25 protein-coding genes are annotated in these 26,263 nt (G+C 48.3%); 13 read left to right on the forward strand and 12 right to left on the reverse strand.

The genetic code is table 11. From position 1 onward, the window contains the following. The first annotated feature begins 65 nt into the window (after positions 1-65). Genes AC5SV9_RS14710 through gpsA form a run of 4 tightly spaced genes read left to right on the forward strand, consistent with a single transcriptional unit; the run spans position 66 to position 2,275 of the window. Positions 66-500 carry a rhodanese-like domain-containing protein gene (locus tag AC5SV9_RS14710; protein WP_226767264.1) on the forward strand — a complete coding sequence of 145 codons (435 nt, stop codon included), beginning with the start codon at positions 66-68 and terminating at the stop codon, positions 498-500. Then, positions 500-760, forward strand: coding sequence for a glutaredoxin 3 (grxC, locus tag AC5SV9_RS14715; RefSeq protein ID WP_431607541.1), 261 nt, complete (start codon positions 500-502; stop codon positions 758-760). Before AC5SV9_RS14710 ends, grxC begins: the two co-directional genes overlap by 1 nt. A gap of 15 nt (positions 761-775) precedes the next feature. Then, complete coding sequence (gene secB, locus AC5SV9_RS14720; RefSeq protein WP_475151089.1) at positions 776-1,264, forward strand: protein-export chaperone SecB; 489 nt, start codon at positions 776-778, stop codon at positions 1,262-1,264. Positions 1,265-1,267: 3 nt separating this feature from the next. Next, positions 1,268-2,275 carry an NAD(P)H-dependent glycerol-3-phosphate dehydrogenase gene (gene gpsA / locus AC5SV9_RS14725; protein WP_475151088.1) on the forward strand — a complete coding sequence of 336 codons (1,008 nt, stop codon included), beginning with the start codon at positions 1,268-1,270 and terminating at the stop codon, positions 2,273-2,275. Position 2,276: 1 nt separating this feature from the next. On the opposite strand, the gene AC5SV9_RS14730 is transcribed toward gpsA, so the two are convergent. The 5 genes from AC5SV9_RS14730 to AC5SV9_RS14750 form a co-directional block, all read right to left on the reverse strand. Beyond that, positions 2,277-4,115: a putative bifunctional diguanylate cyclase/phosphodiesterase gene (locus AC5SV9_RS14730; RefSeq protein ID WP_475151086.1), complete on the reverse strand. Its 1,839-nt coding sequence runs from the start codon at positions 4,113-4,115 to the stop codon at positions 2,277-2,279. A gap of 83 nt (positions 4,116-4,198) precedes the next feature. Next, entirely contained in the window at positions 4,199-4,666 is a 468-nt protein-coding gene (gene trmL / locus AC5SV9_RS14735) for a tRNA (uridine(34)/cytosine(34)/5-carboxymethylaminomethyluridine(34)-2'-O)-methyltransferase TrmL (protein ID WP_475151085.1), read from the reverse strand. A 40-nt stretch (positions 4,667-4,706) separates the two neighbouring features. Continuing rightward, positions 4,707-5,717: an alpha/beta fold hydrolase gene (locus AC5SV9_RS14740; protein ID WP_475151082.1), complete on the reverse strand. Its 1,011-nt coding sequence runs from the start codon at positions 5,715-5,717 to the stop codon at positions 4,707-4,709. Positions 5,718-5,748: 31 nt separating this feature from the next. After that, positions 5,749-7,113, reverse strand: a complete 1,365-nt coding sequence (locus tag AC5SV9_RS14745) for an ATP-binding protein (protein ID WP_475151080.1) — start codon at positions 7,111-7,113, stop codon at positions 5,749-5,751. Continuing rightward, complete coding sequence (locus tag AC5SV9_RS14750) at positions 7,110-7,805, reverse strand: response regulator transcription factor (RefSeq protein WP_475151077.1); 696 nt, start codon at positions 7,803-7,805, stop codon at positions 7,110-7,112. Before AC5SV9_RS14750 ends, AC5SV9_RS14745 begins: the two co-directional genes overlap by 4 nt. Positions 7,806-7,942: 137 nt before the next feature. Between AC5SV9_RS14750 and AC5SV9_RS14755 the strand changes: the two genes are divergently transcribed. Continuing rightward, complete coding sequence (locus AC5SV9_RS14755) at positions 7,943-8,401, forward strand: Spy/CpxP family protein refolding chaperone (protein WP_475151075.1); 459 nt, start codon at positions 7,943-7,945, stop codon at positions 8,399-8,401. 37 nt (positions 8,402-8,438) lie between these two features. Here the strand turns inward: AC5SV9_RS14755 and glnG are convergent, their stop codons facing one another. The 4 genes from glnG to glnA form a co-directional block, all read right to left on the reverse strand. After that, positions 8,439-9,848 carry a nitrogen regulation protein NR(I) gene (gene glnG, locus AC5SV9_RS14760; protein ID WP_475151073.1) on the reverse strand — a complete coding sequence of 470 codons (1,410 nt, stop codon included), beginning with the start codon at positions 9,846-9,848 and terminating at the stop codon, positions 8,439-8,441. Between the two features lie 4 nt (positions 9,849-9,852). Then, positions 9,853-10,929 carry a nitrogen regulation protein NR(II) gene (glnL, locus tag AC5SV9_RS14765; protein WP_475151072.1) on the reverse strand — a complete coding sequence of 359 codons (1,077 nt, stop codon included), beginning with the start codon at positions 10,927-10,929 and terminating at the stop codon, positions 9,853-9,855. 78 nt (positions 10,930-11,007) lie between these two features. Next, positions 11,008-11,526, reverse strand: a complete 519-nt coding sequence (locus tag AC5SV9_RS14770; RefSeq protein ID WP_475151070.1) for a DUF4124 domain-containing protein — start codon at positions 11,524-11,526, stop codon at positions 11,008-11,010. Between the two features lie 124 nt (positions 11,527-11,650). After that, complete coding sequence (gene glnA, locus AC5SV9_RS14775) at positions 11,651-13,060, reverse strand: glutamate--ammonia ligase (RefSeq protein ID WP_475151067.1); 1,410 nt, start codon at positions 13,058-13,060, stop codon at positions 11,651-11,653. Between the two features lie 346 nt (positions 13,061-13,406). Here glnA and typA point away from each other — a divergent pair, with 346 nt between their 5' ends. The 6 genes from typA to AC5SV9_RS14805 all read left to right on the forward strand — a co-directional run bounded on the left by typA (position 13,407) and on the right by AC5SV9_RS14805 (position 19,177). Next, complete coding sequence (gene typA / locus AC5SV9_RS14780) at positions 13,407-15,242, forward strand: translational GTPase TypA (RefSeq protein ID WP_475151065.1); 1,836 nt, start codon at positions 13,407-13,409, stop codon at positions 15,240-15,242. 124 nt (positions 15,243-15,366) lie between these two features. Further along, positions 15,367-16,260 carry a virulence factor BrkB family protein gene (locus tag AC5SV9_RS14785; RefSeq protein WP_475151063.1) on the forward strand — a complete coding sequence of 298 codons (894 nt, stop codon included), beginning with the start codon at positions 15,367-15,369 and terminating at the stop codon, positions 16,258-16,260. Between the two features lie 4 nt (positions 16,261-16,264). After that, positions 16,265-16,702, forward strand: a complete 438-nt coding sequence (dtd, locus tag AC5SV9_RS14790) for a D-aminoacyl-tRNA deacylase (RefSeq protein WP_475151061.1) — start codon at positions 16,265-16,267, stop codon at positions 16,700-16,702. Positions 16,703-16,719: 17 nt separating this feature from the next. After that, complete coding sequence (locus AC5SV9_RS14795; protein ID WP_475151058.1) at positions 16,720-17,643, forward strand: bifunctional GNAT family N-acetyltransferase/hotdog fold thioesterase; 924 nt, start codon at positions 16,720-16,722, stop codon at positions 17,641-17,643. After that, positions 17,640-18,449 carry an NAD-dependent epimerase/dehydratase family protein gene (locus tag AC5SV9_RS14800; RefSeq protein ID WP_475151056.1) on the forward strand — a complete coding sequence of 270 codons (810 nt, stop codon included), beginning with the start codon at positions 17,640-17,642 and terminating at the stop codon, positions 18,447-18,449. Before AC5SV9_RS14795 ends, AC5SV9_RS14800 begins: the two co-directional genes overlap by 4 nt. Positions 18,450-18,559: 110 nt before the next feature. Beyond that, entirely contained in the window at positions 18,560-19,177 is a 618-nt protein-coding gene (locus AC5SV9_RS14805) for a restriction endonuclease (RefSeq protein WP_475151054.1), read from the forward strand. 184 nt (positions 19,178-19,361) lie between these two features. Here the strand turns inward: AC5SV9_RS14805 and AC5SV9_RS14810 are convergent, their stop codons facing one another. Together AC5SV9_RS14810 and hutC are read right to left on the reverse strand one after the other, a co-directional pair. Then, the gene (locus AC5SV9_RS14810) at positions 19,362-21,392 is read right to left on the reverse strand and encodes a methyl-accepting chemotaxis protein (RefSeq protein ID WP_475151052.1); all 2,031 of its coding nucleotides are present in this window, start codon (positions 21,390-21,392) and stop codon (positions 19,362-19,364) included. 181 nt (positions 21,393-21,573) lie between these two features. Further along, a complete protein-coding gene (hutC, locus tag AC5SV9_RS14815) occupies positions 21,574-22,296 on the reverse strand; it encodes a histidine utilization transcriptional repressor HutC (RefSeq protein WP_475151051.1) in 723 nt (240 codons plus the stop codon). 99 nt (positions 22,297-22,395) lie between these two features. Between hutC and hutI the strand changes: the two genes are divergently transcribed. Then, positions 22,396-23,622 (forward strand): imidazolonepropionase, encoded by a 1,227-nt coding sequence (gene hutI / locus AC5SV9_RS14820; RefSeq protein WP_475151049.1) that lies wholly within the window; start codon positions 22,396-22,398, stop codon positions 23,620-23,622. A gap of 62 nt (positions 23,623-23,684) precedes the next feature. Next, complete coding sequence (locus AC5SV9_RS14825; protein WP_475151046.1) at positions 23,685-25,214, forward strand: putative bifunctional diguanylate cyclase/phosphodiesterase; 1,530 nt, start codon at positions 23,685-23,687, stop codon at positions 25,212-25,214. Here the strand turns inward: AC5SV9_RS14825 and AC5SV9_RS14830 are convergent. Next, positions 25,201-26,256, reverse strand: a complete 1,056-nt coding sequence (locus AC5SV9_RS14830; RefSeq protein ID WP_475151044.1) for a formimidoylglutamase — start codon at positions 26,254-26,256, stop codon at positions 25,201-25,203. The genes AC5SV9_RS14825 and AC5SV9_RS14830 overlap by 14 nt on opposite strands. Positions 26,257-26,263: the final 7 nt, after the last annotated feature.

The raw sequence follows: 26,263 nt of genomic DNA on the forward strand, positions 1-26,263 counted from the left end.
CTGCTTTCTGTTATGAAACTCAGTATACTCAGCGCGGAAATTTATCAGTGATAAGCAGAGTGAATATGCAGCAGTATATAGAGTTTGCAACAAACCATCCTATTTTAAGTGCCGTTTGGGTAGTGTTATTTGTGCTGTTAATCGCCAGCTGGGTGAAATCAAAGTTCTCGCCTATCCGGCAGATCACGCCAACTGAACTGACCATGCTGGTTAACCGGCAGAATGCAACAGTGGTTGATATTCGTACAGAAGCTGATTTCAGTAAGGGCCATATTACCGGTGCCCGTCATGTGCAAATGGCAGATATTGAAAAACAGCAGCTATCAGGGCTTGAAAAGCTGAAAGCCGAACCCATTATCGTGGTATGTCAGGCTGGTATGACGGCGCAAAAAGCGGCAGCCAGTTTATTAAAGCAGGGGTTTAGTTCGGTTTCTGTACTTCAGGGCGGTATGGCAAGCTGGACCGGAGCCAGTCTGCCTGTCGTTAAAACCAGGAGGTAATGATGTCGCAAGTGACTATTTACACCAAAGCATATTGTCCTTATTGTGTTCGCGCTAAGTCTGTATTGGACAACAAGGGTGTCAGCTATCAGGAAATCAGGATTGACGAGAAGCCAGAGTTGCGTCCTGAAATGATTGAGCGCGCAGGCGGGCGGAGCACGGTTCCGCAGATATTTATTGATTCCCGCCACATCGGTGGCTGCGACGATATGCTGGCACTTGATGCAAGCGGACAACTTGACCCTTTATTAAACCTTTAAATATTAGGAATTATCATGGCCGAACAACAAGCAAACGGCGTTGCAACAGAAGAGCAGGGCTTACATTTCGCTATTCAGCGTATTTTTGTGAAAGACATTTCTTTTGAAGCGCCAAATGCTCCGGCAATTTTCCGCAAAGAATGGAAGCCGGAAGTTAAGCTTGATTTAGATACCCGCAGCGAAAAGCTGGATGATAATGTGTATCAGGTTATTCTATCTCTGACAGTCACCACCACTGTTGAAGGTGAGACAGCGTTTTTATGTGAAGTGCAGCAGGCAGGTATATTTTCTATCGGTCCTATGGAAGATGCACAGATGGCACACATGCTGGCCTCATTCTGCCCGAATACACTGTTCCCGTATGCTCGTGAGGCAGTGTCTAATTTGGTTAACCGCGGTACTTTCCCACAGCTGAATCTGGCACCGGTTAACTTTGATGCCTTATTTGCCCAATATGTGCAGAAGCGTCAGGCTGAAGCTCAGGGCGTGAAAGCAGACGCTTAATCGATGCAGCCTTCTGCTATTGCTGTGCTAGGGGCGGGCTCCTACGGAACCGCTCTTGCTATTTGTCTGGCCCGAAACGGCAACACTATCAGTTTGTGGGGCCGTAACGCAGAGGACATGGCGCAAATGGCGCAGCAGCGCCTGAACCAAAAATATTTGCCGGATATCCGTTTGCCTGACACCTTACAGGTGACGGCTGATCTGGCAGAAGCGGTTGCAAGTAGCAGAGATATTCTGTTGGTTGTACCTAGCCATGCCTTTGCCGACACCTTACGGCAGATAAAGCCTTTGCTTCAACCGGATGCCCGTCTAGCCTGGGCTACAAAAGGTCTGGAGCCGGAAACAGGTCGTTTGTTGCAAGATGTTGCCCGGGATATTCTCGGTGATGATGTCTCGCTGGCAGTGTTTTCCGGGCCTACATTTGCCAAAGAAATGGCTGTAGGCATGCCGACCGCCATTTCACTCTCTTCATCTGACGCCGAGTTTATTAACAGATTGTCAGACTTGCTGCATTGTGCCAAAAGCTTCCGCGTCTATACCAACCCGGACTTTATTGGTGTTCAGCTTGGCGGAGCGGTCAAGAATGTGATTGCTATAGGTGCTGGTATGGCCGATGGCATAGGCTTTGGAGCGAATGCGCGCACGGCATTGATCACCCGGGGGTTGACGGAGATGTGTCGTCTTGGCTGTGCAATGGGTGCCAAAAAAGACACTTTCATGGGAATGGCGGGGCTTGGCGATCTTGTGCTGACGTGTACTGACAACCAATCGCGCAACCGGCGCTTTGGTTTGCTGTTGGGGCAGGGGAAAGCTGTCGACGCGGCAATGGACAGTATAGGGCAGGTCGTAGAAGGATATCGCAACGCCAAAGAAGTGTATAACCTGGCGCAACGTGTCGGTGTTGAGATGCCAATAACTGAACAGATCTATCAGGTTCTGTATCAGGGGAAAGACGTTAAATTGGCAGCTTTAGACCTGCTGGGCCGTGAAAAACGAGATGAGGTGAGCTGATTTAGCCCACCTCTTTGCGTAATAGCTTGTTTTCTCTGGCAAGAAGTGCTGGAATTTCCGCGGCCGGTAGCGCTTTGCTGAACATGTGCCCCTGCAGAATGTCACACCCCATTACATGAAGTAAGTAAGCCTGCATTTCGTTTTCAATACCTGATGCAATAACATCCAGTTGTAAGTACGATGCCAGCCTGATCAGACTGGCCGTAATGTTACGCTGTTGTTCGTTGTGTTCCATATCTTTGATGAAAGCAGGTGCTATTTTCAGACCATGTAGTGGAAAGCTCTGTAATGCAGACAACGATGACACCCCTGTACCAAAATTATCCAGAGTCAGATGAAAGCCTAACGCCGTAAGTTGCAGCAGTTTTTTCTCGGTAGATGAGTCTGCCTGTAACAGGATATCTTCTTGTAACTCCAGTTCGAACTGGTCCGCGTTAATACCAGACTTTGTCAGTTGTTCAGCTAACTGCTCGACAAAGTCGTTCTGTCTGAAACTCTCAATGGCGACATTTAATGAGATACGGCCCCGGTTCATTCCTGTTTGCTGCCAATACTGTAACTGGTCACAACACTTCTTAAATACCAGTTTGTCTAACTGAACACTAAGCCCGGTGTCATCTGCAACGCTGATAAAATGCTGTGGCATCAAAGTGCCCCGCTTAGGGCTATGCCAGCGCAGCAGCGCTTCGTAACCGATAACACGATTGCTTGCGATGCTGACTCTTGGCTGATAATAAACGTCAAACTCACCTTGTAGCAGAGCCTTTTGCAACTCTGTTTCAAGAGCAAGGTATTCGGGGGCTCTTTGCTGAATACTGACATCGGCAAATTGTAACCCGTTGTGGCCCATACGCGCTGCATATTGAAGCGCGTTTTGCGCAGCCAGCATCAGCTCGGCAGGGCTTTTACCATCGGCGGGATAAATGCTGATGCCAACAGTGGTTTGAAAAGTCTTTTTGTTACCGGCAGAGGGGACTCTGTCTGTCAGTGATAACAATTGGCAGCCAAGGCGGTTCAGGTTAATTTCTGGCTGGCGTTGGTTGCATAAATGCGGCGGCACTATTACGGCGAAAGTATCAATACCACAGCGGCCCAGAATATAGCCATTGTTAGTCATCAGTTTGAGCTGTTCGCTCAGCGGTTGGAGCAGGTTGTGCAAAGACTCTGCCGGTTTATCACTTTGCGAGGTTAATAACTTACTGAACTTCAACAGCAACAGAGCAAAGCGCGGTTGATGCTCATTACTGAAATCTATGCAGGTTTGCAGGTGCTCAGTTAGCAAAGCCTGGCTCTGCAAGCCGGTTTGCTGATCACGCATAGAGCCGTGCTCGGTTTGTTGCTGCAGTAACTGCCACTTACTGATATCCCTGCCTAGCAGTAAATAGCTTTGTTCATCTTGTTGCTGTGGGGTAATGGCAAGTGATAACGGTATACTGGTCCCATCTGATGCTTTTAGCCAGGCTTCGCCCTGCCAGTTCTGCGTCAGTTCCAGCTTCGGCAGTAATAACTGGGTACATTGCTTATCAAGGAAAAGGGGAAGCTGTTTTATATCCGTCAATTTATCGGAAAACTGCGGATTCAGATAAACAGCCTGGCGTTCGCTGTTTAGGATCGCGATCACATCGTCAGATTGCTGCAGAAAATGTTGCAGAGTTTGCTGTTCGCTTAGCAACATTGCATTATTGCGCTGCAGTTTTCGGCTATATATTGTTAATGCTATCACTAACAGCAGTAAACAAACTAAAGGGATCCCAGAGGTCCATATCAGATCTGCTGTACTGGCATAAACCGGTACAGCAGGGATTGACCCGGCCATCAGCAACCAGCTTAACGGGCGCATAATTATCAACATCCTTGTAATCAAGCTTGACGCTGTTAAATATAGTTGTATGTAGAACCTTTATGCAACCGGGAGTATACTTTTTAGCTTCTTGCTCCGCTGTAATCCAGTTGACGCCAGGACTCATAAACAAATACAGCAACAGCATTGGATAAGTTCATTGAACGGCTGTTTGCTGTCATTGGAATTCTCAGCCAATGCCCGGCTGGTAACTGCTGTAGTACGTCGGCAGGTAAGCCGCGACTTTCTGGCCCAAATATCAGGGCATCACCACTTTGGTAATTAACGTCACTGTGTCGTGTTTTCCCTTTTGTCGTGCAGGCAAACATTCTTACAGGTGCGACTGCAGAAACAAAATCAGCGAAACCGGCATGGCGTTGTACCTGGGCGAACTCATGATAGTCCAGCCCGGCACGCTTTATCCGCTTGTCATCCCAGGCAAATCCTAACGGTTCGATTAGATGCAACATGTAGCCGGTATTGGCACACAGACGGATAATATTACCGGTATTGGGCGGGATTTCAGGTTCAAATAGCACGATATGCAGCATAGTTTACTCCGTTCAGACAGCCAGCAAGTGTAACAAATCATTAGGCTGGCGGCAGCTGAGCAAGGAAATTATTCATGGCGAAGATAGCGTGTTGTCTGATGCTATCTTGCTCCATAAAAATTTCATGTCGGGCTCCTTGCAACACAAGTTTATGATGTAACACTGCAGCAGGGAGTTGCTGATACCAGTTATTTTGCGCATGGTTACTGACCACTTTGTCGCTTGCTGCCTGTAACAGCAAAACCGGCGTGTGCCATTTGGCCGCGTTTTGCTGCACTTTGCGCATAGCATAAATGGCTGCCTTAACCCAATAGGCAGTGACACCACCCAGTTGAGTCTCGGGGTATTCGCGGTAAAGCTGATTCAGCCACTGGTAGCGCTGTATGCAGCTAGTCAGAGGGTTATTGACGAAGTCTTTCTCTTTGTAGTTTCCCTGCCCGGGGAAATACCATGGTGTTTTGCTTAACCTTTGATTGATTGCACCAAACCCCAGCGCTATTGCTTCTGCCACTCTGGCAGGCACCAATCCTGTATAGATACCGAACATCGGTGACGCCAAAATAGCTGCTCTAAAAGGGTTAGGTTTTTGCAGATAACCGGCAAGAATGGCGCAACCCATAGAGTGCCCCAGCGCAATGTGGCTTTGATGTCCGGTTGGTAGCACAATTTGCTGCACAAACTGCGCTATGTCCTGTTCGTATAAGCTGAAGTCCAGGATATAGCCTTTGTGGGGGTTGGTAAGCTCGCGCTGCGATAGCCCCTGGCCACGATGATCCAGCAGGAATACACTATAACCGGCCTGTACCAGTTCAAAGCACAGCTCAGCATATTTGACGGCCATTTCAACTCTGCCACTACTAATAACTACAGCATGTGAGGCGCCTTCAACCTTATGGTATACATAGTGCAATGCAATATTATCAGTGCTGGTTAACACACCTGAATGCATGTTCTGCCAAAATGGCTTTAGCTGCGTTAACCAGTTAGCTGCTAACTCCGCAGCCTGGTTAAGCGGTTCTATTTTAGGATAGTCGGCGGTGGTCGCGGCCAAAATACACTCTGTGCTGTTATCGATAAAGCAGTTAGTTTACCGGTAAGTGCACAGTGATACAAAGTCCACCTTCCGGGCTGTTTTCTGCCCGAACCTTCCCCCCGTGTTGGCGCACTATCTGAGCAACGATTGCAAGCCCAAGACCTGTTCCGCCGGTATTGCTATTACGGCTGTTTGATACCCGGTAAAAAGGTTCGAAGATCGCCTCCAGTTGCTCAGGCGCAATACCCGGGCCCTGGTCCCTGATAGTGAGTACTAACTGGTTCACTTGTTGGAAAAGACTGATATTAATCAGGCTTGCTGCCGGGCTGTATTTTATTGCATTGCGTAAAACGTTTTCTACCGCTCTGGCCAGCAAGCGGCTATCAGCGCATATCTGGATGCCTGACGAAGTATGCAGATTGATTGTTTGCTGTCTGGCATCTGCCTCAACCTGGTTTACCTCAATGATGTCGGTTAACAGCTCCGGCAGGTCAAAGGGCTGTTTGTGCAGTTGGTACTGTCCTGCATCCAGTTTACTGAATGTTAAAAGCTCATCCAGCATTGCATCCAGCCGGTCCAGCTCCTGCTTTAACCGTGGCACTTGCTCCAGGTTTTGCTGCCGCTCGGCCAGGCCAAGCGCTAGCTGCGCCCTTGCCAGCGGCGAGCGAAGCTCGTGCGAGATATCACGTAGCAGGCGCTGCTGATTGGTCAGCAATGCACTTATCCGCTCCGCCATGGTATTGAAGCTGCGTCCCAGCTGACCAAGTTCATCCTGGCGTTGGCTCAGATGGGTTACCCGGCTTTGTAATTGCCCGTCGGCGAATTGCAGGTTGCGCTGCAGCAGTTCACGCAGCGGGCGGGATATAGACACTGCCAGTATAAAACTGGCAATCGCAGAAACAAGTAAAGTAAGACCCAGCAGCACATGCTGTGGCATTTCACTAAGCCGCCACCACGGCTGGGGCGGGCGCTGTCTTTTTTGATACAACGCCAGAGTTTCATTACCCAGTTGTAAGACAAAAGGCCCCGCCAGCGACATATTATGGTGTTTTAACCAGCGCGCGCGTGATAGCTGTGACAACTCGGTCAACCAGTGCTGATCAAAATCACGCGGCAGCAGCTCTGGGGTCAGCACCGTATTGGTGTCGGCATTAACCAATAACCAGCGGCCCGGTTTGTCCTGCTGCAGTCTGGCCAGTAATTGCTGGCTGTCTGTACTATTGGCAAATTGATCCACTTGCTGTTGCAACTGTTGGATAATACTATGAGGTAACCGGCGGATCTCCGTTTGCTCAACCAGCGCGCGCGACAACGCCAGTGTGCCAAACACTGCAATCAGTAATACCAGCCAGAACCACAGAAAGATGCGGCCTGCCAGATAATGAAACGGATTTAATCTGCTCAGCCAGCTCATATCTCACCTGTCAGAAACAAATAACCACTGCCGCGCAATGTTTGAATTTTGTCATCGGCACAGTAAGGTGCGATTTTCTTGCGGATATTACTGACATGCATATCCAGACTGCGGTCATACATTTGCAAGCGTTTTCCCAGTACTTCCCGGCTGAGCTCGTCTTTGGTGATGACTTCACCGGCGCGGCGCATTAATTGCTCAAGCAGTTGAAACTCGGTAGCCGTAAGGCTAACGGCTTGACCGTTGCAGTGCAGTTGCCGGTTATGCGGGTTAAGTTCAAGGCCGTTTACTAACAGCACTGTGTTTTGCCCGGTTTGCGGAGTTCTGGTGAGTTCAACACGGCGAAGTATGGCTTTAATTCGGGCTACCAGCTCGCGTGGGTTAAAAGGTTTAGCCAGATAATCGTCGGCGCCGAGCTCTAACCCCACTATGCGGTCGACATCATCGCCGCGTGCTGTCAGCATTAAAACAGGGCAATAGCGGCCACCGCGCAGTTCTTTGAGTACTGAAAGGCCATCCATACCCGGTAACATAATGTCCAGCAGGATAAGCTGATAGTCTCCCGACTGCGCCATGGCCAAGCCCTGTTTGCCATCATGAGCGGCAGTGAACTGATAGCCATCCAACGCCAGATACTCAGCAACGAGTTCACACAGGCCGGTATCATCATCGATCATCAGAATTGCAGGCATAAACACTCCTTCTTTAAGCAGAGTTTACCTAATGTCAGTGCTGTGCAATACACCTTTACCGAATCTTTACCCGGGCTTTGCGTTGCTTTGCATTCGCTGTTTTAAGCTTAGGCTGTCTCAAAACAGGAGAGTATCCGATGAAATTAGCTAAACTGATTTTCGCAATAAGTGTTATGACAATGAGCAGTCTTTCTGGCAACGCGATGGCACACGAGCATAAAACCGGCAGACACGATGGTGCGCGTTATGAACACCATCAGCCAATGAAGCGCATGCTGGCAGGGCTGGATTTGACTGACAGCCAGCGTGAGCAGATTAAACAGATAATGCAACAACAGCGCCAGGAAGCCAAAGGCAAGCGCCGGGATGGCTCAGCGCATCAGCAAATGCAGGCTTTATTAATGGCTGAGCAGTTTGACGAAAGTGCCGCCCGACAATTGTTGGAACAGCAGCAACAGCAGGCCCTGGAAAAAAGGTTGATGATGTTGAAGCTGCAGCACCAGGTATTACAGGTGCTAACAGAAGAGCAGCGCCAACAACTGGCTGAAAAACATCAGCAATGGCAGCAGAAAAAACTACAGCGGCAGTCTTCTTAATTGCCATGGTGGCAAATATAGAGTAGCGGCGTTATCGCTACTCTATATTTAACTCTTTGAGTTTACGGGTCAGGGTATTACGCCCCCAACCAAGCCGCTTAGCGGCTTCCTGCTTATGGCCATGGGTAAAATGCAAAGCCTGCTGCAATACAGTGCGCTCAAATTCCGGACCTGCCTCTGCCAGAATATTTTCTTCGCCAGCGTTAAGTTTATGGCTGATCCAGCCCGCCAGCATATCCTGCCAGCTACCATCTTTCTGGCTGATAGACAAAGCACTGCTTTTAGGTGGTGTGGTCAACTCCGGGGGTAAGTCTGTGACGACTATATGTTTACCGCTGGCCATTACGGTTAACCAGCGGCACGTATTCTCCAACTGGCGTACGTTGCCTGGCCAGTCAAGCTGTGTAAGGAACTGTTCGGCTTCTTTGGTTAATATTTTTGCTTCTACATTCAGTTCTTTCGCCGCTAATTGTAAAAAATGCTGCGCCAGTTTCGGTATATCTTGCTTGCGTTCTTTCAATTGCGGCAAATGTACTCTGATAACATTCAGGCGATGAAACAAATCTTCACGAAATTTACCTTCACTGACCAGTTGCTCCAGGTTCTGGTGTGTCGCAGCTATGATCCTTACGTCTACGCCAATAGCCTGATGGCCGCCGACCCGGTAAAACTGGCCATCGGCCAGCACGCGCAATAAGCGAGTCTGTACATCAAGCGGCATATCACCTATTTCGTCGAGAAATAAAGTGCCGCCGTCGGCTTGTTCAAACCTGCCTTTACGCAGATTATTTGCACCGGTAAAAGCCCCTTTTTCATGGCCAAACAATTCAGATTCAATCAGATCTTTAGGGATCGCAGCCATATTCAGAGCGATAAAAGGGTGCTCTGCCCGAGGGCTGTGCTTATGCAGTGCGCCGGCGACTAACTCTTTACCGGTACCGGATTGACCATTTATCAGTACACTGATACTGGAGCGGGCCAGACGGCCAATGGCGCGAAATACTTCCTGCATCGCTGGCGCTTCGCCAATGATTTCCGGCGACAGGGACGGCGCAGCAGATTTATGTTTGGGTTGCCTTGCCAGCGCATGTTCCAGTGCCCGGCTAATCAATGCAACTGCGTCATTGACATCAAAGGGTTTGGGCAAATATTCAAAGGCGCCACGCTTAAATGCATTTACCGCGCTGTCCAGATCGGAATGGGCTGTCATGATGATGACCGGTAGCTCAGGCGCCAGCTCCTGCAGTCTGCTCAAAAGTGCCATGCCGTCGGTGCCCGGCATCCGGATATCGGATACCACCACAGCAGGTTGATCGTATTCCAGCCTTTGCAGCATCAAATCTGCAGATGCATAGCTCTCGCATAAAATATCCGCCCGGGCCAGGGCTTTTTCCAGAACCCAACGGATGGAATTGTCGTCATCAATAATCCAGACAGTATGACTCATCAGTTCAATCCTCAGTGTCTGCAATAGGCAGGTATAAAGTAAATTCGGTGTGGCCAGGCCAACTGTCACAGTCTATCCAGCCACCATGTTGATGGATAAGGGTTTGCGCAATGGAAAGCCCCAGACCGGTACCGCCGGCTTTACCACTAACCATCGGGTAAAACAGCGTGTCTTTTATCTCTGTTGGTATACCGGGGCCATTGTCGATTACCCTGATCAGTGCCACCAGTTTATAGCGTTTACCATGCAGCGTATGCTGATGCAGTACTCTGCTCTGCAGGCTGATAACTGGGTTCTCAGTGTGATCCAGGGCTTGCTGGGCATTGCGAACAATGTTTAGTAGCGCTTGCTCCAGCAGCTCAGGGTCGAATGCAAAATCCGGAATGCTCGGATCGTAGTCCCGGTAAAATTGCACTTGTCCGGCGTTGTCCATAATAGCCAGTTGACGCACTTGTTCTATCATCTGGTGTAGGTTGCTGCGGGTTCTCTGAGCCGGGCGGTAGGGGCCGAGCAGGCGATCAACCAGGTTTCGCAGCCGGTCCGCCTGGGCAATAATTAACTGGGTATACTCGGTCAGTTCTTCCGGCAAAGACTCTTCCAGCAGCTGGGCTGCGCCACGTAAGCCACCCAGTGGGTTTTTTATTTCGTGGGCCAGGCCCCGTATCAACTCACGCGCCGCAAGGTGCTGATGCTGTTGCAAGTTTTCAAGGCTTATCTTGCGTTGCTGGTCTACCTGGCGTAGCTCTAATAACAGATGTTCCACCGGTGTTTCGCACAGTGTTACTGAGATATCCAGCAACAAATGGCGGCCATCAGCCAGTACGGCCTGCACATCGCTGACGCCAAACCCCTGCTTACTGCTTAATGCGCTGGTAAAGTGTTGCGCTGTAATATCGCAGTGCAAAAACAGATCCGGAAAATACTGCTCGCTAAGACGTTTTTCACCTAGTCCGAGCACAGCACAGCAGGCAGTATTGAAATAGCGTACGGTCAGCTGCGCATCGAGCAGCATGACCGCAGTCGTTAAATGTTCACTGATATGGATATGTAATTGTTCTGTGCTTATCACGGTATTGGCCACTGTTTTATCCTTTGCACCAAACTGGTGCGAAGCTAAAACAGTGTAATTCAGCTTAGACTGAATTGCATAGCGTATGCACTAATTTGGTGAAATTACCGAAGCTCTATGTAAATAGAAGGTCGTTACAGGACTTGTTGCAATAAGCTTGCCGCTTTGGTCAAAAAGCTCCATCTGCAGTTTATGTTCGCCACGTTCTATATCCCGCAAGATAAATACTGCGTTGTTCTGCGGCTCTGCCTGGGGTTTACCATCTAACAGTAAACGTACGCGCAAACCACGTTCGAACATTGGGCTGATTTTGCCAGATACGTACACTGAGCCAGTGTTGTCACGTACTGTACCCTGATCTTCGGGTTGTGCAATTTCAACCTTGAACGGCTCTTTCGCCGGCTGTTTACGGGAAGGAAGGGTTGGATCTGTTGCTTCCATGATATTGGCCCGGCTTGACAGGTTCACTTCTTCTGCACCGGGTTGTGGGCTGTCAGAAAACACCAGAACGCCGTTTGCATCCCGGGTGACGAAAACTTTCTTACTTTCCTGCGCTTGTAATAAGTTGGCTGAAAACAATACTAGCAAGGTAAACAACACTTTATTCATGCATTAATCCATTTATATTTTATTATTATTCTGTTGTTCTAAATGGCTACTCTAGCCTGCTTTGTATTGTTTTTCTACAAAAAAAAAAGCTCACCGAAGTGAGCTTTTATCAATCAGACTGTTGTTACACGCTGTAGTACAGTTCAAATTCAAGCGGATGAACAGCAACTGCAACCTTGCGGGCTTCAGCACGTTTAATATCGATGTAGGCATCGATCATCGCATCAGACATTACGCCGCCTTTGGTGAAGATTGCACGGTTTTTATCCAGCTCATTCAGTGACTCTTCTAATGAAGTAGACACCTGAGGAATATTCGCTGCTTCTTCAGCTGGTAAGTCGTAAAGATCTTTATCCATTGCATCGCCTGGGTGGATCTTGTTCTGGATACCGTCTAAACCCGCCATCAACTGAGCAGTGAATGCCAGGTAAGGGTTAGCTGCAGGATCCGGGAAGCGACATTCAATGCGGCGTGCTTTAGCACTTGGTACCAACGGAATACGGATAGAAGCAGAACGGTTACGTGCAGAATAAGCCAGCATTACCGGTGCTTCAAAGTGCGGCACTAAACGCTTGTACGAGTTAGTTGATGGGTTGGTAAAAGCATTGATGGCTTTTGCATGCTTAATGATACCGCCAATATAGTACAGAGCCAGTTCTGACAAACCTGCGTATTTATCACCTGCAAACAGGTTAACGCCGTCTTTTGCCAGTGACTGGTGGCAGTGCATACCTGAACCGTTATCACCAACCAGTGGTTTTGGCATGAAGGTAACGGTTTTGCCATACAGATGAGCTACGTTATGGATAACGTATTTTAACTGCTGAACTTCGTCCGCTTTTTTAGTTAAGCTGTTGAATTTAGTTGCAATTTCATTCTGGCCAGCGGTCGCTACTTCATGGTGGTGCGCTTCAACTGTCTGACCCATTTCTTCCAGCACCATACACATGGCGCTACGGATATCATGGCCTGAATCTACTGGTGGCAATGGGAAGTAACCGCCTTTGATGCCAGGGCGGTGGCCTTTGTTGCCATCTTCATAGCTGGTGCCTGAGTTCCAGGCTGCTTCTGTTGAGTTAATTTTGAAGAATGAACCAGACATGTTTGTTTCAAACCGGATGTCATCAAACATGAAGAATTCTGGTTCAGGGCCAAATAAAACAGTGTCCGCAATACCGGTTGATTTAAGGTATTCTTCTGCACGTTTTGCAATTGAACGTGGGTCACGCTCGTAGCCTTGCATGGTGCTTGGTTCGATAACATCACAAGTAATGTTTAGCGTTGTTTCTTCAAAGAAAGGATCCAGTACGGCAGTTGAGGCGTCTGGCATCAGGATCATGTCTGAGTCATTAATGCCTTTCCAGCCCAGAATAGATGAACCGTCGAACATTTTGCCGTCTTCAAAGAAATCTTCGGTAATCTGGTTTGCAGGAACTGTCACGTGCTGCTCTTTACCTTTGGTATCAGTAAAACGTAAATCTACAAACTTCACTTCATTTTCTTTAATTAAACTCAGTACAGATGATGCAGACATGCATTCCTCCAATTAATCTGTTTTGAACTGATTTAGCGGTGTTGCTCCAATAAATGCCAGATATGTGCCAAAGCTTTAACACCATGAAATATATGTACTTTACCTAAGTATATTGGGCTATTAATTTTGAAGTTGCACCAATTAGGTGCCTATGTGCATCTTGATGGTGCATTGGTTGCAGGGTTAAGTCTAGTCATTGATTTACTGTTCGCTAAAAAAATTTGCCTAATTCTCAGTTGCAGTTTTTCTTTCCTTGTAAAAACAGAGTAGAATGTGCGCCCTTTCGTTTCAGTTAGTTTTGCCTGGTGGTCATTATGGTCATCTAGTGCCACAGAGGATAGTTCACATGAGCGTCACTGCAACAAATTTAGATAAGCTGCGCAACGTTGCCATTATTGCGCACGTTGACCATGGTAAAACCACTTTGGTTGACAAACTGCTGCAGCAGTCTGGCACCTTCGATGCCCGCGCAAAAATGCAGGAGCGCGTCATGGACTCCAACGCGCAGGAGTCTGAGCGCGGTATTACTATTCTGGCGAAAAATACGTCAGTACGCTGGAACGGCTACCATATTAATATTCTGGATACGCCGGGCCACGCTGATTTCGGTGGTGAGGTAGAGCGTGTTCTGTCTATGGCCGACTCGGTGTTATTGCTGGTAGACGCAGTAGACGGCCCGATGCCGCAGACCCGTTTTGTTACGCAAAAAGCTTTTGCTCATGGCTTAAAACCGATTGTTGTTGTAAATAAAATTGACCGCCCGGGTGCACGTCCGGATTGGGTTATTGACCAGGTGTTTGACCTGTTCGATAACTTAGGCGCTACCGATGAGCAGTTGGACTTCCCGATTGTGTATGCCTCTGCGCTAAATGGCTGGGCAACGCTGGATCACAACGAGCCTAAAGCGGATATTACTGACTTGTTCCAGGCGATTGTGGATCATGTTGCACCACCAGCGGTTGAGCTCGATGGCGAAACGCAGTTGCAGGTATCGCAGCTGGATTACTCAAGCTATTTAGGCATCATCGGTATCGGCCGTATTAAACGTGGTGCCTTAAAACCTAACCAGCAGGTAACAATCGTCGGTGCAGACGGCAGCAAGCGCAACGGTAAAGTGGGTCAGGTATTTGGTTATTTAGGCTTAGAGCGTGTTGAAACAACAGAAGCTTCTGCCGGTGATATCGTTGCCTTTACCGGCCTTGGTGAACTAAAAATCTCTGATACCATCTGTGCAACCACTAAAGTTGAAGCTTTACCGGCGCTGCAGGTAGATGAACCTACTGTTACGATGACCTTCCAGGTAAACACCTCTCCGTTTGCCGGTAAAGAAGGTAAGTTTGTTACGTCACGCCAGATTTTAGAACGCTTAAATAACGAACTGAAACATAACGTGGCACTGCGGGTTGAAGAAACCGATGACGGTGACAAATTTAAAGTATCAGGCCGTGGTGAACTGCACCTTGGCGTATTGATTGAGAACATGCGCCGTGAAGGTTTCGAATTAGCGGTATCACGCCCGGAAGTGATCATGAAAGTGGTTGATGGCGTGAAAATGGAACCAATGGAGAACGTGACCATTGACTGTGAGGAGCCTCATCAGGGGTCGATCATGGAGAAAATGGGTGAGCGTAAAGCCGAAATGACCAATATGCAGCCAGATGGTAAAGGCCGTATCCGTATGGACTTCCTGATGCCAAGCCGTGGTCTGATTGGTTTCCGTACCGAGTTCATGACAATCACCTCAGGTACGGGTTTGATGTATCATAGCTTTGATCACTACGGTGAGCATAAAGGCGGTACTATCGGTCAGCGTCAAAATGGCGTAATGATTTCAAATGCGATGGGTAAAGCAGCGGGTTACGCGATTTTCTCACTGCAGGAGCGTGGCCGCATGTTTATTAGCCACGCAGAAGAAGTGTACGAAGGTCAGGTTATCGGTATTCACAGCCGCAGTAATGACTTAACTGTTAACTGTTTGAAAGGTAAGCAGTTGACTAACGTACGGGCTTCAGGCACTGATGAGGCGATTAACCTGGTGCCACCAGTTCGCTATACGTTGGAGCAGGCACTGGAGTTTATTGATGATGACGAGCTGGTAGAGGTAACGCCAAAGTCAATCCGTATCCGTAAGCGTCATTTAACCGAAAATGACCGTAAACGTGCCAGCCGTAGTGCTGACTGATACAGCTTAGATTAAAAAAGCCGGTAATTTACCGGCTTTTTTGTTTGTACAGACTTCCGTTCGGCGCTGGTTGCTTCTCTGCTTTTCTTGTATCCTCAAACTGTAAGCACTACTTGGAGACATTATGAAACCAGACTGGCGACATTATTTTGATACCGCAAAACGATTTATCAGGTTGTATGCTCAGCGCTGTCAGCAAGATCAGATCACTGTAATAGGTGGGTATCTGGCCTATATTTCCTTGTTGTCACTGGTTCCTTTTATCGCTGTCATATTTTCAATGCTGCGTGCATTCCCAATGTTTAGCCAGTTCAGACAAAGTATCGAAACTTTTGTGTACGCCAATGTAATTCCATCCCGTGGAGAGGAAATTCAAACTTATATCAGCCAGTTTATTGGTAATACCGGTGGCATGACGGCTGTAGGTATTATGGCGCTGGTGATAGTGGCGCTGCTGCTGATTTACAATATCGATAAGACGCTGAATAAGATCTGGCGGGTGACAAAACGGCCCAGGCCGATTATTTCGTTTTCCATCTACTGGATGATACTGACACTGGGGCCAATATTATTCGGCTCATCTATCGTACTGAGTTCATATCTGGTTGGGCTGACCCGTTTTGCGGAGAACTATACGCCGGGCTTATCGACATTCGCGCTGGGGATAGTGCCTTACCTTATTTCGATGCTGGCATTTTTTATCCTGTATGTTGTGGTACCCAACATTAAAGTGCGCTCACGCCATGCTTTTTATGGTGCGTTACTGGCAACTCTGCTGTTTGAGTTATCTAAACGCGGCTTCGGCTTCTACATCGCCCATTTTCCTTCATACGACACTATTTATGGCGCACTTGCTCTGGTGCCTATTTTATTTGTCTGGATATATTTGTGCTGGTTGGTAGTACTGCTGGGAGCGGAACTGACAGCGCTACTGCAGCAAATAGCCGCAGACACTGAACCTGCTGATGCCGATGATCCGGATCAAATCAGCCCAGAGCCAGAAGTGAAGACGGATTGATAATTTGAAAGCATTAATACAAAGAGTAAAGCAAGCATCGGTAAGTGTTGATGAGCGTTGTATTGCACAAATCGACAACGGCATTCTGGTATTGCTGGGGGTTGAAGCAGAAGACACCGAGGCAGACATAGGGAAACTGGCACATAAAGTGTGTCACTATCGGATGTTTGCTGATGCTCAAGGTAAAATGAATCTGAATGTGCAGCAAGCCGGTGGCAGCGTTCTGGTTGTGTCGCAGTTTACACTGGCAGCGGATACGCAATCCGGTCTGCGTCCGAGTTTTACGCCAGCTGCGCAGCCACAGAAGGCTCTGCAGTATTACCAGCAGTTTGTTGTTTGTTGTCAGGCACTGGGTATTAATACCGTTACCGGACAATTCGGCGCTGATATGCAGGTTAGTCTCGTTAATGACGGGCCTGTAACCTTTTTATTAAAGATTTAGTATCCGGAGTAGTACCTATGTGGCATTGGCAATTACGCTCGCCCGATACAGAGCAGGAGCGGAATGACTACTATCAGCTGCGCTGGCAGATACTACGTGAACCCTGGCAGCAGCCGTTAGGGTCTGAGCGGGATGATTTAGAAGATACTGCTTATCATCTTATGCTGGTTGATGAGCATAACACTATCGCGGCAGCAGGCAGGCTGCATAAAATAGATGTTACTACAGCGCAGGTCAGATATATGGCGGTTGCGACAGCGCATCAGGGAAAAGGAGCCGGCAGCCGGATCCTGGCTGGTCTTGAGGCGCAGGCGGCGGCGTGGGGCTGTACCCATGTTCAGCTGAATGCCCGTGATACCGCTCTGGCTTTTTATCAGCGCTCTGGCTATCACAGCATGTCACCTGCTCCTGAGCAGTTTGGCATTCGTCACTATGTTATGCGTAAAACGGTACGTCTGAGCAAAGACGACGCTCAGTTCAGATTATGGTGTGATGAGCTCAGCAAGACCTGGCTGCAAACTATCCCGGTCAGTCAGTTTATGCAGCTGAATATCGATAATTTCGATGGCAATAAATTTCAATGCACAGCGCCGATGGCGCCAAATATCAATCTGCATAAGACGATGTTCGCTGGCAGTATTTATACCTTGGCGACGTTAACAGGTTGGGGGATGCTGTATCTGCAATTGAGAGCGCTTGGTTTGCAGGGCGATCAGGTACTGGCAAATGCGGATATCCGGTATATAAAGCCGGTGACTGCTGAACCTGTTGCACGTTGCGTTTTGCAGCATTGCGTTGGTGATTTGATGCCTCTTGCGGAAGGACGCAAAGCTGTCCAGAAAATTAAGGTGCAGGTTCTGTGCGCCGGCGAGATTTGCGCTGAGTTTCATGGCCGTTATGCAGTGTTGCCTGTAACAGGCAAGGCAGATCATAAAGCGTGAAGATTGTAATAGTGGGCTACGGTTGGCTAGGGCGACAACTGGCCTTGCCGTTGGCGCGGGAAGGCCATCAATTGCTTGTTACCCGCCGTTCTTCTGACGTTCTGGCTAAGCTCCCTGCAACGATATCTGGCCAGGTACTGAACCTGGAGCTGTCAGATTTCACAGAGAATAAGCAGTTGCTTGAGTTATTCAATGCTGCGTTGGTGGTATGTGCAATCCCGCCTGGGCGCGGTGAGGCAGGCAATAATTATCAGACATCCCTGCAAAATTTGTATCAGTTGATGGTACGGGCAAAAAGTACGGCAGTAATTCATTGCAGTTCGACGGGCATATATCAGGGAAATACCGGACAGGTCGACGAGAGCAGTGAGTTATTTAGCCTGCATCCGAGAGTGCAGCTGTTATACGCTGGAGAGCAGGCGTTACAGCAATTTCCGCATTGCATTACGCTACGTTTGGCCGGATTGATGGGGCCTGGCAGACACCCTGGGCACAGCGTGGCAGGTAAAACGTTGTCCAACCCTAATGGTGCTGTGAATATGGTACATGCCTTGGATATTCTGTCTGCGGTTAAGACGCTGATAGCTGATAATGCCTGGTCGTCAGGGCTGTACAATCTTAGCTGCCCTGTACTGATAACACGTGAAGAATTCTATTTGCAGGCTGCAGAATTGGCGCAAACAGAGGTAACATTTGTGCAGGACGCTACGCCATCGCGCCATGTATTGGCAGAAGAGTTTTGTCGTAAGTTTGATTTCAAGTATCGCTTTTCGTCAGCCGCTGATGCTTTAACATACTGTTTTTGAGTGTTATTTGTTCTGTCATAGCTTTTATAAAGCATTTATCAGCTTCTTATTAAGAAAATATATTTCTGCCGCCTGATACTCTTCACTCAACAGATGGAGTTGAGGGTGTTATGAAAAATAAATGGTTGGTCATTTCTTCAGTCAGTACTGCCCTTGGTATTATTGCCGGCGCTATTTATCTACTGTTTGCCGAACATTCGTTACTGCTTAGCAATAATAACTGGGTGCTGTCGGCATTCTGGTCAGCTTTTATGCTGTGGACTTTTGTTCTGATGTTTGTTGTCGCGTTAATATTTAATGTCATGGCATTCTTTGAGCTAGACGAACAGCATCGCCTGTTTGGCTTTCCTATGCCGCTGCGTACTTTATTGTCATCTAAAGACAAACAGAATCAATTTTTGCAGGAGGCTGAGCAGTTTTTGTTGCGCCAGGGCAAGCTGTGCAATTCTTCCCGTGTAAGCCCAGAGTATAAATGCCTGCAAGGTACAGATACCGAAAAGTTGGTATTGCTACAACAAAAAGAGCAAGCGGTTGATATTAATCAGATAAGAGCGCTGTTTCAGCAAATGCTGGCTGCTGATTTTACCAGTGGTGTGGTGGTTAGCTTCGCTGGTTTTAGCAGCCAGGCCTGGATTTTCGCCCGTGAAGCCAATATTGAGTTACTTGATGCGAAAAGCCTGAAAAAGCAACAAAAATTGCAGCGTGTGCAACAATTTGCCATGGTTTGAGCTGATATCATATTTTCATCGGGTTTTTTTAAGAATATTTGGCACTATGAAGTGCGAAAGGAATCGATAAAAACAACAGGACATAAAATACTTCCTGCCTGGCTGGACATTGTCCAGCCTTTTTCTGCGTATAGGAATAAACCTGGCGGCAGGATGCCGCCACCTCATTTTACCTAAGTGTTAGTCAGGATATTTTAAATGCACTGGCAGCTTGCTGTAAGGCTGCTGCCAGCTCGGATACACCATCACTGTGCTGTAACGTGCGCTGCGCTTTCTCGCTACTGACCTGAGCTACGTCGATCATTTGCTGCATGTTATCGTCGATGGTGTTGCCTAGAGCAAGCTGAGTTTCAGTGGCAGCATGGACCCTATTGCTGATAGTTTGAGTTTGCGCGATAGCTGCTGTTACCAGGCTCAAGGCTGATACTAATTCCAGAGTTTGCGCAACACAGAGATCGGCATCTGTTTTACCGTCTGTTATTTCGGATACTGCCTGTTTGCTTTGCAATTGCAGAGTTTCAATCATCTGCCGGATTTCATCAGTAGCTTGTTGGGTTCTGCTAGCCAGAGACCTGACCTCATCTGCCACAACAGCAAACCCGCGACCTTGTTCGCCAGCTCGTGCGGCTTCTATAGCGGCATTTAGCGCCAGTAAGTTTGTTTGCTCAGCGATGCCTCTGATTGTCGCCAAGATACCGCCAATATTGTTAGCTTCATCATTGACGCGACTCATCGCATTACTGGTGGTGGTTAACTGCTGTGCCAGACGGTTAATCAGTTCATTATTTTTCCCGGCAATTAAATCTATCTGCTTGCCTTGCTCTAAGGCCTGGTGCATCGCAGTGGTCGATTCAGTAGATTGGCGGGCAATATCCCTTGTACTGTCAGCGAGTTGACGGGTGATGTGGTTAACTTCGGCAATCTGTTGTTGTTGATGCTGCAATGAATCATTAATTTCACCAACTTCATAAGCTGATTGGCTGGCGTTCTGACTCAGATCGCTGGCATTCTGCTGAATATTGACAATCAGCGCACTTAGCGAATTGATCAGGCTGTTTACTTTAGCTGCGAGGGCGCCAAATTCGTCCTGGTTTGTTATGTTGAGTTTACGGGTAAGATTACCGCCAGCGATGTCACCTAACACTTTATTGATGCCGGCCAGTGGGCGCAACATAGCATTAATGGTCAGGTAAGCGGCGGCCACTGCTAAAATAACAAGAATTAACATCAGACCGAGTGTGCGGGCGCTTCCTGAGCTGACGGTATCAGATACTTTTTGCTGTAGCAGACTAAACTGGGTATCAGCATCTGTCAGCAGTGTATCAAGCGCTGTTACCACTTGTTCAACCCTTGTCTCGGACAAATTAAGCTGTATCCGCGCGTCTTGTTGCGCTTTAACTTGTTGCAGTTTCAGTTGTGACAGGCCGGTATCGGCTTCTAATTTTTCTGTTAAGTTTGCTAATTGTTCAGTGACTGCCTGCCATAAGCCATCAGTATTCTGCCTGGCAACAAGATTAGCCATATAGTCAATATTGGCCTGCATATCACTTAAGGCAAAACTTATGTTTTCGCCTGCAGCTTCGGCTGCGGTCAATTCTGTATATCCGGCGACTTCTTTTAGCGTGTTGAGTAGCCCGAGCAATTGTCCGTCGATACGGTTTGCACTGCCGGCGATCAGTTCCATCTGTTGTTCGCCGCCAGGCAGCTCCAGATAGGAAATATCCAGTAAGTTTGCCCCGATATTGTCAATAAGCTGCTCAAGCTGTTTTAACTCATCACTGACCTGCCGCTGCAAAGCAATGCTGTTCAGATGACTACTAAACATACCACTTACTGCAGAAGCGTACTGCTGATAGTGATTGTCAATGGTACTGAGTGTTTGAGTGAAAGAAGGTTCGTTGCGGGTAAGCTGTGTCAGGCTGGCTAGCTGTACACGCAGAGCATCACTGCCAATGTTAAACTGTTGCTGATACTGGCTGATGGCAGCTGCATTGTCAGCGGTGTAACCTAACGCTGATAATTTTGCCAGTTTCAGCAGTTGTATCTGCGCCATATTGCTTTGTTGTTGCACCGGCACAGCCTGCTGATTTACCAGTTCACTGGACCGGCTAACTGCAGAAAAGCTGACTAATGCCGAGCCGCTGGAAAGTAACAGTAGCAGAGCAATAAAACCAAAGCCAATGATGACCTTATGGGCAACTTTTAATGTAAACACTCAGGCAAACTCCGCACTGTTACAGTGTCTTAAACATAGACACCAGACGCTTTGGAAACAACCTGAAATTAACAAAGAAAGTTATACTGGTCTAGCCAGTAAATCGGTACATGAACAAATTTGGGGCAACGGCACTAAAATGGTGCTGCGTTCTCGCAGCGTAAACGACTGTGTTAGTCAATCAGTTTGAGTTTCGCTGCAGAGACAAATTCAGCTGACCGCCTAAACGATAACGGCTACCGGGCGATGTTAAGTAAGCCAGGCTGACTGCGCCTTCACGGCTAAAAGTGCGGCGGGTGAGTCTAAGGCAGGGTTCTGCCTTTTTTAGCATCAGATGTTTACAGGTAAAATCATCTGGCCATATCGCTTCTACCGTGTGCTCGGCTTCTGTCAGTGGCGCAATGAAACTCAAATACTGGTGTGGGGTTTGTTGATTAAAGTCCTGCTTTACATAGTCCGGTATCAGTCGCGGGTTGACATAACGTGCTTCCAACTGCAGCGGCTGATTATCCTCCAGGTGCACAATCAACGAGAAGTACACCGCATCATTGCGGCGCAGCCCCAGTGCGCTTGCCACTATTGTCGGGCAGGGCAGTTCCGTAAGCTGCAGCAGGCGAGCACTGTAAGCATGCCCCCGGCTGTGTATTTCGTCAGCAATATTACGAATTTCCAGCAAAGAAGATTGAGATTTCAGTGCGGCCACAAAGCTGCCAACGCCTTGCGTGCGGTATAAAATGCCTTGCTCTGTTAGCTCCTGCAGCGCCCGACGCGCAGTCATCCTGCTTACGCTGAACTGTTCAGCCAGTTCATTTTCAGAGGGCACCCTGCTATGCTCTGGCCAGGCGGCTATTTCAATCTGGCCCAGTATGAATTCCTTTATTTCCGCAAATTTGGCAGTCGCCATAACACCTCCTGTTTGGTTGGATAAAAAATACTGCAGCTTTGTTGTATATACAAGTTGGTGGTGTAGAATAATTTTAATACCGCAGTCAGGAGAGCCGCTATGCAACAGTTCGATGCTATCTGGATAAATGCCAGTATTGCCACCATGACCGATAATGGAGAGCCTTATGGCAGTATTGAAGATGCCGTGTTGGCGGTAAAAGATGGCTTAATTGCTTTTGTCGGAAAACGTAACGACCTGCCCGCGTTCGACAGTTTAACTACCCCTATGTATGACGCCAGAGGGCAGTGGATATTGCCCGGCTTTATCGACTGTCATACTCATCTGATATATGCCGGTAGCCGGGCCAATGAGTTTGAAATGCGGCTAAACGGTGCTGACTATCAACAAATTGCAGCAGCTGGCGGCGGCATTAGATCAACTGTGGCAGCAACCCGCTTAGCCAGCCACGAGCAGCTGTTTGTGCTGGCGAAAGAGCGTCTTAATATGCTGTTGTCGCAAGGTGTGACGACGGTTGAGATTAAATCTGGCTATGGACTGGATTTAGCGACAGAGCAGAAAATTCTTGAGGTTGCAGCCGAGCTAGAGCGGTGTCACCCTGTCTCAGTGCAAAAAACCTTTTTAGGCGCACATGCGTTGCCTGCCGAGTTTACAGACAATTCAGATGGCTACATAGATGCAGTGTGTCAGATGATGCCGGTATTGCATAAGCAAAAACTGATCGATGCGGTAGACGTATTTTGCGAGGGTATAGGGTTTAGCACTGAGCAAAGCCGTAGAGTGTTTTCTGCAGCCCATAAGCTTGGGTTACCAGTGAAAGCTCACGCTGAGCAGCTGTCGAATATCGGAGGCAGCTCACTGGTTGCAGAGTTTGGCGGCTTATCAGCCGATCATATTGAGTTTCTGGATGAGGCTGGTGTTACCGCTATGGCAAAGGCGGGTACGGTTGCCGTATTGTTGCCGGGAGCTTATTACTTTTTACGGGAAACTCAATTGCCTCCTATTGAGTTGTTAAGGCAGTATCGGGTTCCGATGGCTGTAGCGACAGATCTGAACCCTGGCACATCACCACTATGCTCATTACCTTTAATGCTGAATATGGCTTGCACGTTGTTTCGCTTAACGCCACAAGAGGCGTTGTTGGGGGTAACCCGGTATGCGGCATTAGCGCTGGGGTTAAAGGATAGGGGGACGCTGGCTGTCGGCCAGAAAGCGGATTTTGTCTGCTATGGCATCAGTCAGCCTGCGGAGCTATGCTACCAGTTTGGTGTTAATCAACTTAAGCAGCTGATTATTAATGGTAAAGAAGTTAACTACAGGGTGTGAATTGCTTTACTTCGGGGTGATTTAGATTAAGCTATTAGCATAAATTGCACTGGAGTAACGCGGTGTCTTTTCGCTGTTGTAGTCTGTTTTTAATAAGTTTTCCGGTAGCTGCGCAAGCTGATCTGGCATTATACAGCGCTATTGGAATGCTAAGCATTGCATTAGCTCTGGCCGTTATCAGCATCTTTGCGCTGAAATACCGCCTGAGCAAACTGCTCAAGGCACACAAGGCTGCAGAAAAAGCCGTGTTGGGGTTTTATGCTTTGCATGATGATATCAGCGGCTTCCCAAATAAATTTTTTCTGCAGCAGCAGTTAGATAAACTGCTAAAAAGGGCACCTGAGCAGTCATTCTCGCTGTTGCTGATGAAAATCAGTCAGTTTGAGAAGGTTAATCAGCTGCTTGGACACAGCAACAGTAATCTGGTTTTAGCGCAATTAGCCCAGCGCATTAACGATCAGCTGAGTACGGCCGAAGAGGCACTGACATTCGAGTTTCGAAAGCAAATGCCTGTACGCCTCTGTCACCTGGGAGGTGTTGATTTTGCTGTGTGGATAGCGTGCAACGGCAAGCCCCATCTGGCAGAGTATCTGGCTGACAATCTGGAGAAAACAGTACCTGAGCCAATGATAGTGCATGGCTGCACTATTGATTATCAGTTGCATTCCGGTATTGCCCATTATCCTCAGCATGGCACACAGCTAAGTGAATTGCTGGAGCGGGCGTATCTGGCCCTGCAGCATCACAGTTGGTTACAAGGGCAGAGCCAGGTATTCAATGCTGAAATGCTGCACTATTCTACCGATAAGCTGACACTGATGGCGGAGCTGCGTCAAGCGATAGAACAGCAGCAATTGGCATTGTACGTGCAGCCGCAGGTAGACATGCAAAGCCGCGAGGTGCTTGCAGGAGAAGTGTTTGTAAGATGGCGGCATCCAAGCCGTGGGCTGATGACACCTGATAGTTTTCTGGCTCTGGCAGAGGAAACCGGAGTGATATATCCACTGACACAGTGGGTGTTGAGCGAAGCTATTGCGACAATAGCCCAGCTTAATAAAGCTGGCCTGGACGGTAAAATTGCGGTGAATATTTCCAGTCAGGATCTACTGCAGGATGAGCTGATTGACAGCCTGGATATTCTGTTTACAAAGCATCATGTCCAACCACAGCAGTTGATCCTGGAAATAAAAGAAGGTGCCTTTGCCGCTAAACCCTCGCAGTCTATCAGTATGATGCAGCGTCTGCACAAAATGGGCGTTGAGTTGATGCTGGATGATTTTGGCACTGGCTTATCCTCGCTATCACATTTACGGCAACTGCCTGTTCAGTCTGTGAAAGTTGACTGCTCTTTTATCAACGATCTGCATAAGTCTGATGTCCATACCGCTATTACGGGAGCTATTATTGATATGGCACGTAATCTTGGGTTGGGTGTCATAGCTGAAGGCGTCGAAGAAAAAGAGGTTGAGCAAAAATTGCTGCGTATGGGGTGTAACCTTGGGCAGGGTTTTTTGTATTCCAGGCCTTTTGAGCTAAGCGGTTTTGCTGTATGGCTGAAGCACTGGCAGCAGCAACATACTAAATCGCAGTAGCCTGATGCTGCTTGCCCTGAATAAACGCTACTACCAGCGCAGCCAACACTTGCCCGGCTTCATTAAGCCCGGCGGATAACCCTGCAGGATGCTGAACTGGCGCCGCCTCCGCCAGATGCAAATAACGGCTACGCGGCAGTTTGGCAAGCTTAAATACGAATTGCTCGGCATTGTGCACAGTTAAGCCGCAGTTGGTAAAGGCGCTGACGGGCATCAGGCTGATACTGTCGGTATCCAGTTCAATACCAATATCGCCCTGACCGCGTACAACGTGCTCAATGCATAAATCCAGCGCTTGCTGGTAGTGCAGTTCCTGCCGGACAAAGATCCGCTGATAGCTGCAGTATTCTGCGCCGGCGTCACGTAACTGTGTTAAGGTTGCGGCGGAGTTTTTCAGCTCATGCAACCCCAATACAAAATAGTGCTCTAAATAACCAGCATTATGGGCATAACTGAAGCCATTACCGCTGTGCCGCCCTTCCAATGGTCTGAAATCTGAATGAGGATCCAGATTAGCGCTGTTTGCCTTTTGTCCACTGCTTAAACTGAGTGCTTTTAACAGCGGGTAGCTGTTGTTATGGCCACCACCGATTACTAGCGGATACAAACCAGCGTCAAATATCGCCTGGACGACTGTTGCGACACGCTCATCTAACATAGAAACCAGCTGGCGCAACTGCTCAACTGATGCGCCCTCAGTGTTATTTACGTCGGCTTGCTGCTGCAGGTCTGTACATTCAATGTTACCAAGCAGCAGGATTTGCTTTGCCGGAATAAAGTCATTTGACTGCAGGTTTAAAAACTTAGTTAAAAATGCCTGCCAGCCTTTATCTGCGCCAGCCAGGCCCAGGTTCGCCCTCGGTCCGATATCTTCCGGTATGCCCAGTAATACATAACGGCAGCCGGCAACTGCAGCCTGATTAAGTTGCTGTGGCCAATCTGCGTCAGGGACGGGCAGAGTGATGCTCTGGCCTAAACGGGTTTCCCCGCTGCGAACGGAGCAAAAAAGAGATAATTGCGAACTGGTAAAAAGGTTAAGCATCAGGCTG

It is taken from the genome of Rheinheimera sp. ATLC3, assembly GCF_059429535.1.

Coding starts and splice junctions, on each gene's coding strand:
- AC5SV9_RS14710 (WP_226767264.1), top strand. CDS start 66: ATGCAGCAGTATATAGAGTTTGCAACAAACCATCCTATTTTAAGTGCC.
- grxC (WP_431607541.1), top strand. CDS start 500: ATGATGTCGCAAGTGACTATTTACACCAAAGCATATTGTCCTTATTGT.
- secB (WP_475151089.1), top strand. CDS start 776: ATGGCCGAACAACAAGCAAACGGCGTTGCAACAGAAGAGCAGGGCTTA.
- gpsA (WP_475151088.1), top strand. CDS start 1,268: ATGCAGCCTTCTGCTATTGCTGTGCTAGGGGCGGGCTCCTACGGAACC.
- AC5SV9_RS14730 (WP_475151086.1), bottom strand. CDS start 4,115: ATGCGCCCGTTAAGCTGGTTGCTGATGGCCGGGTCAATCCCTGCTGTA.
- trmL (WP_475151085.1), bottom strand. CDS start 4,666: ATGCTGCATATCGTGCTATTTGAACCTGAAATCCCGCCCAATACCGGT.
- AC5SV9_RS14745 (WP_475151080.1), bottom strand. CDS start 7,113: ATGAGCTGGCTGAGCAGATTAAATCCGTTTCATTATCTGGCAGGCCGC.
- AC5SV9_RS14750 (WP_475151077.1), bottom strand. CDS start 7,805: ATGCCTGCAATTCTGATGATCGATGATGATACCGGCCTGTGTGAACTC.
- AC5SV9_RS14755 (WP_475151075.1), top strand. CDS start 7,943: ATGAAATTAGCTAAACTGATTTTCGCAATAAGTGTTATGACAATGAGC.
- glnG (WP_475151073.1), bottom strand. CDS start 9,848: ATGAGTCATACTGTCTGGATTATTGATGACGACAATTCCATCCGTTGG.
- AC5SV9_RS14770 (WP_475151070.1), bottom strand. CDS start 11,526: ATGAATAAAGTGTTGTTTACCTTGCTAGTATTGTTTTCAGCCAACTTA.
- glnA (WP_475151067.1), bottom strand. CDS start 13,060: ATGTCTGCATCATCTGTACTGAGTTTAATTAAAGAAAATGAAGTGAAG.
- typA (WP_475151065.1), top strand. CDS start 13,407: ATGAGCGTCACTGCAACAAATTTAGATAAGCTGCGCAACGTTGCCATT.
- AC5SV9_RS14785 (WP_475151063.1), top strand. CDS start 15,367: ATGAAACCAGACTGGCGACATTATTTTGATACCGCAAAACGATTTATC.
- AC5SV9_RS14795 (WP_475151058.1), top strand. CDS start 16,720: ATGTGGCATTGGCAATTACGCTCGCCCGATACAGAGCAGGAGCGGAAT.
- AC5SV9_RS14805 (WP_475151054.1), top strand. CDS start 18,560: ATGAAAAATAAATGGTTGGTCATTTCTTCAGTCAGTACTGCCCTTGGT.
- hutC (WP_475151051.1), bottom strand. CDS start 22,296: ATGGCGACTGCCAAATTTGCGGAAATAAAGGAATTCATACTGGGCCAG.
- hutI (WP_475151049.1), top strand. CDS start 22,396: ATGCAACAGTTCGATGCTATCTGGATAAATGCCAGTATTGCCACCATG.
- AC5SV9_RS14830 (WP_475151044.1), bottom strand. CDS start 26,256: ATGCTTAACCTTTTTACCAGTTCGCAATTATCTCTTTTTTGCTCCGTT.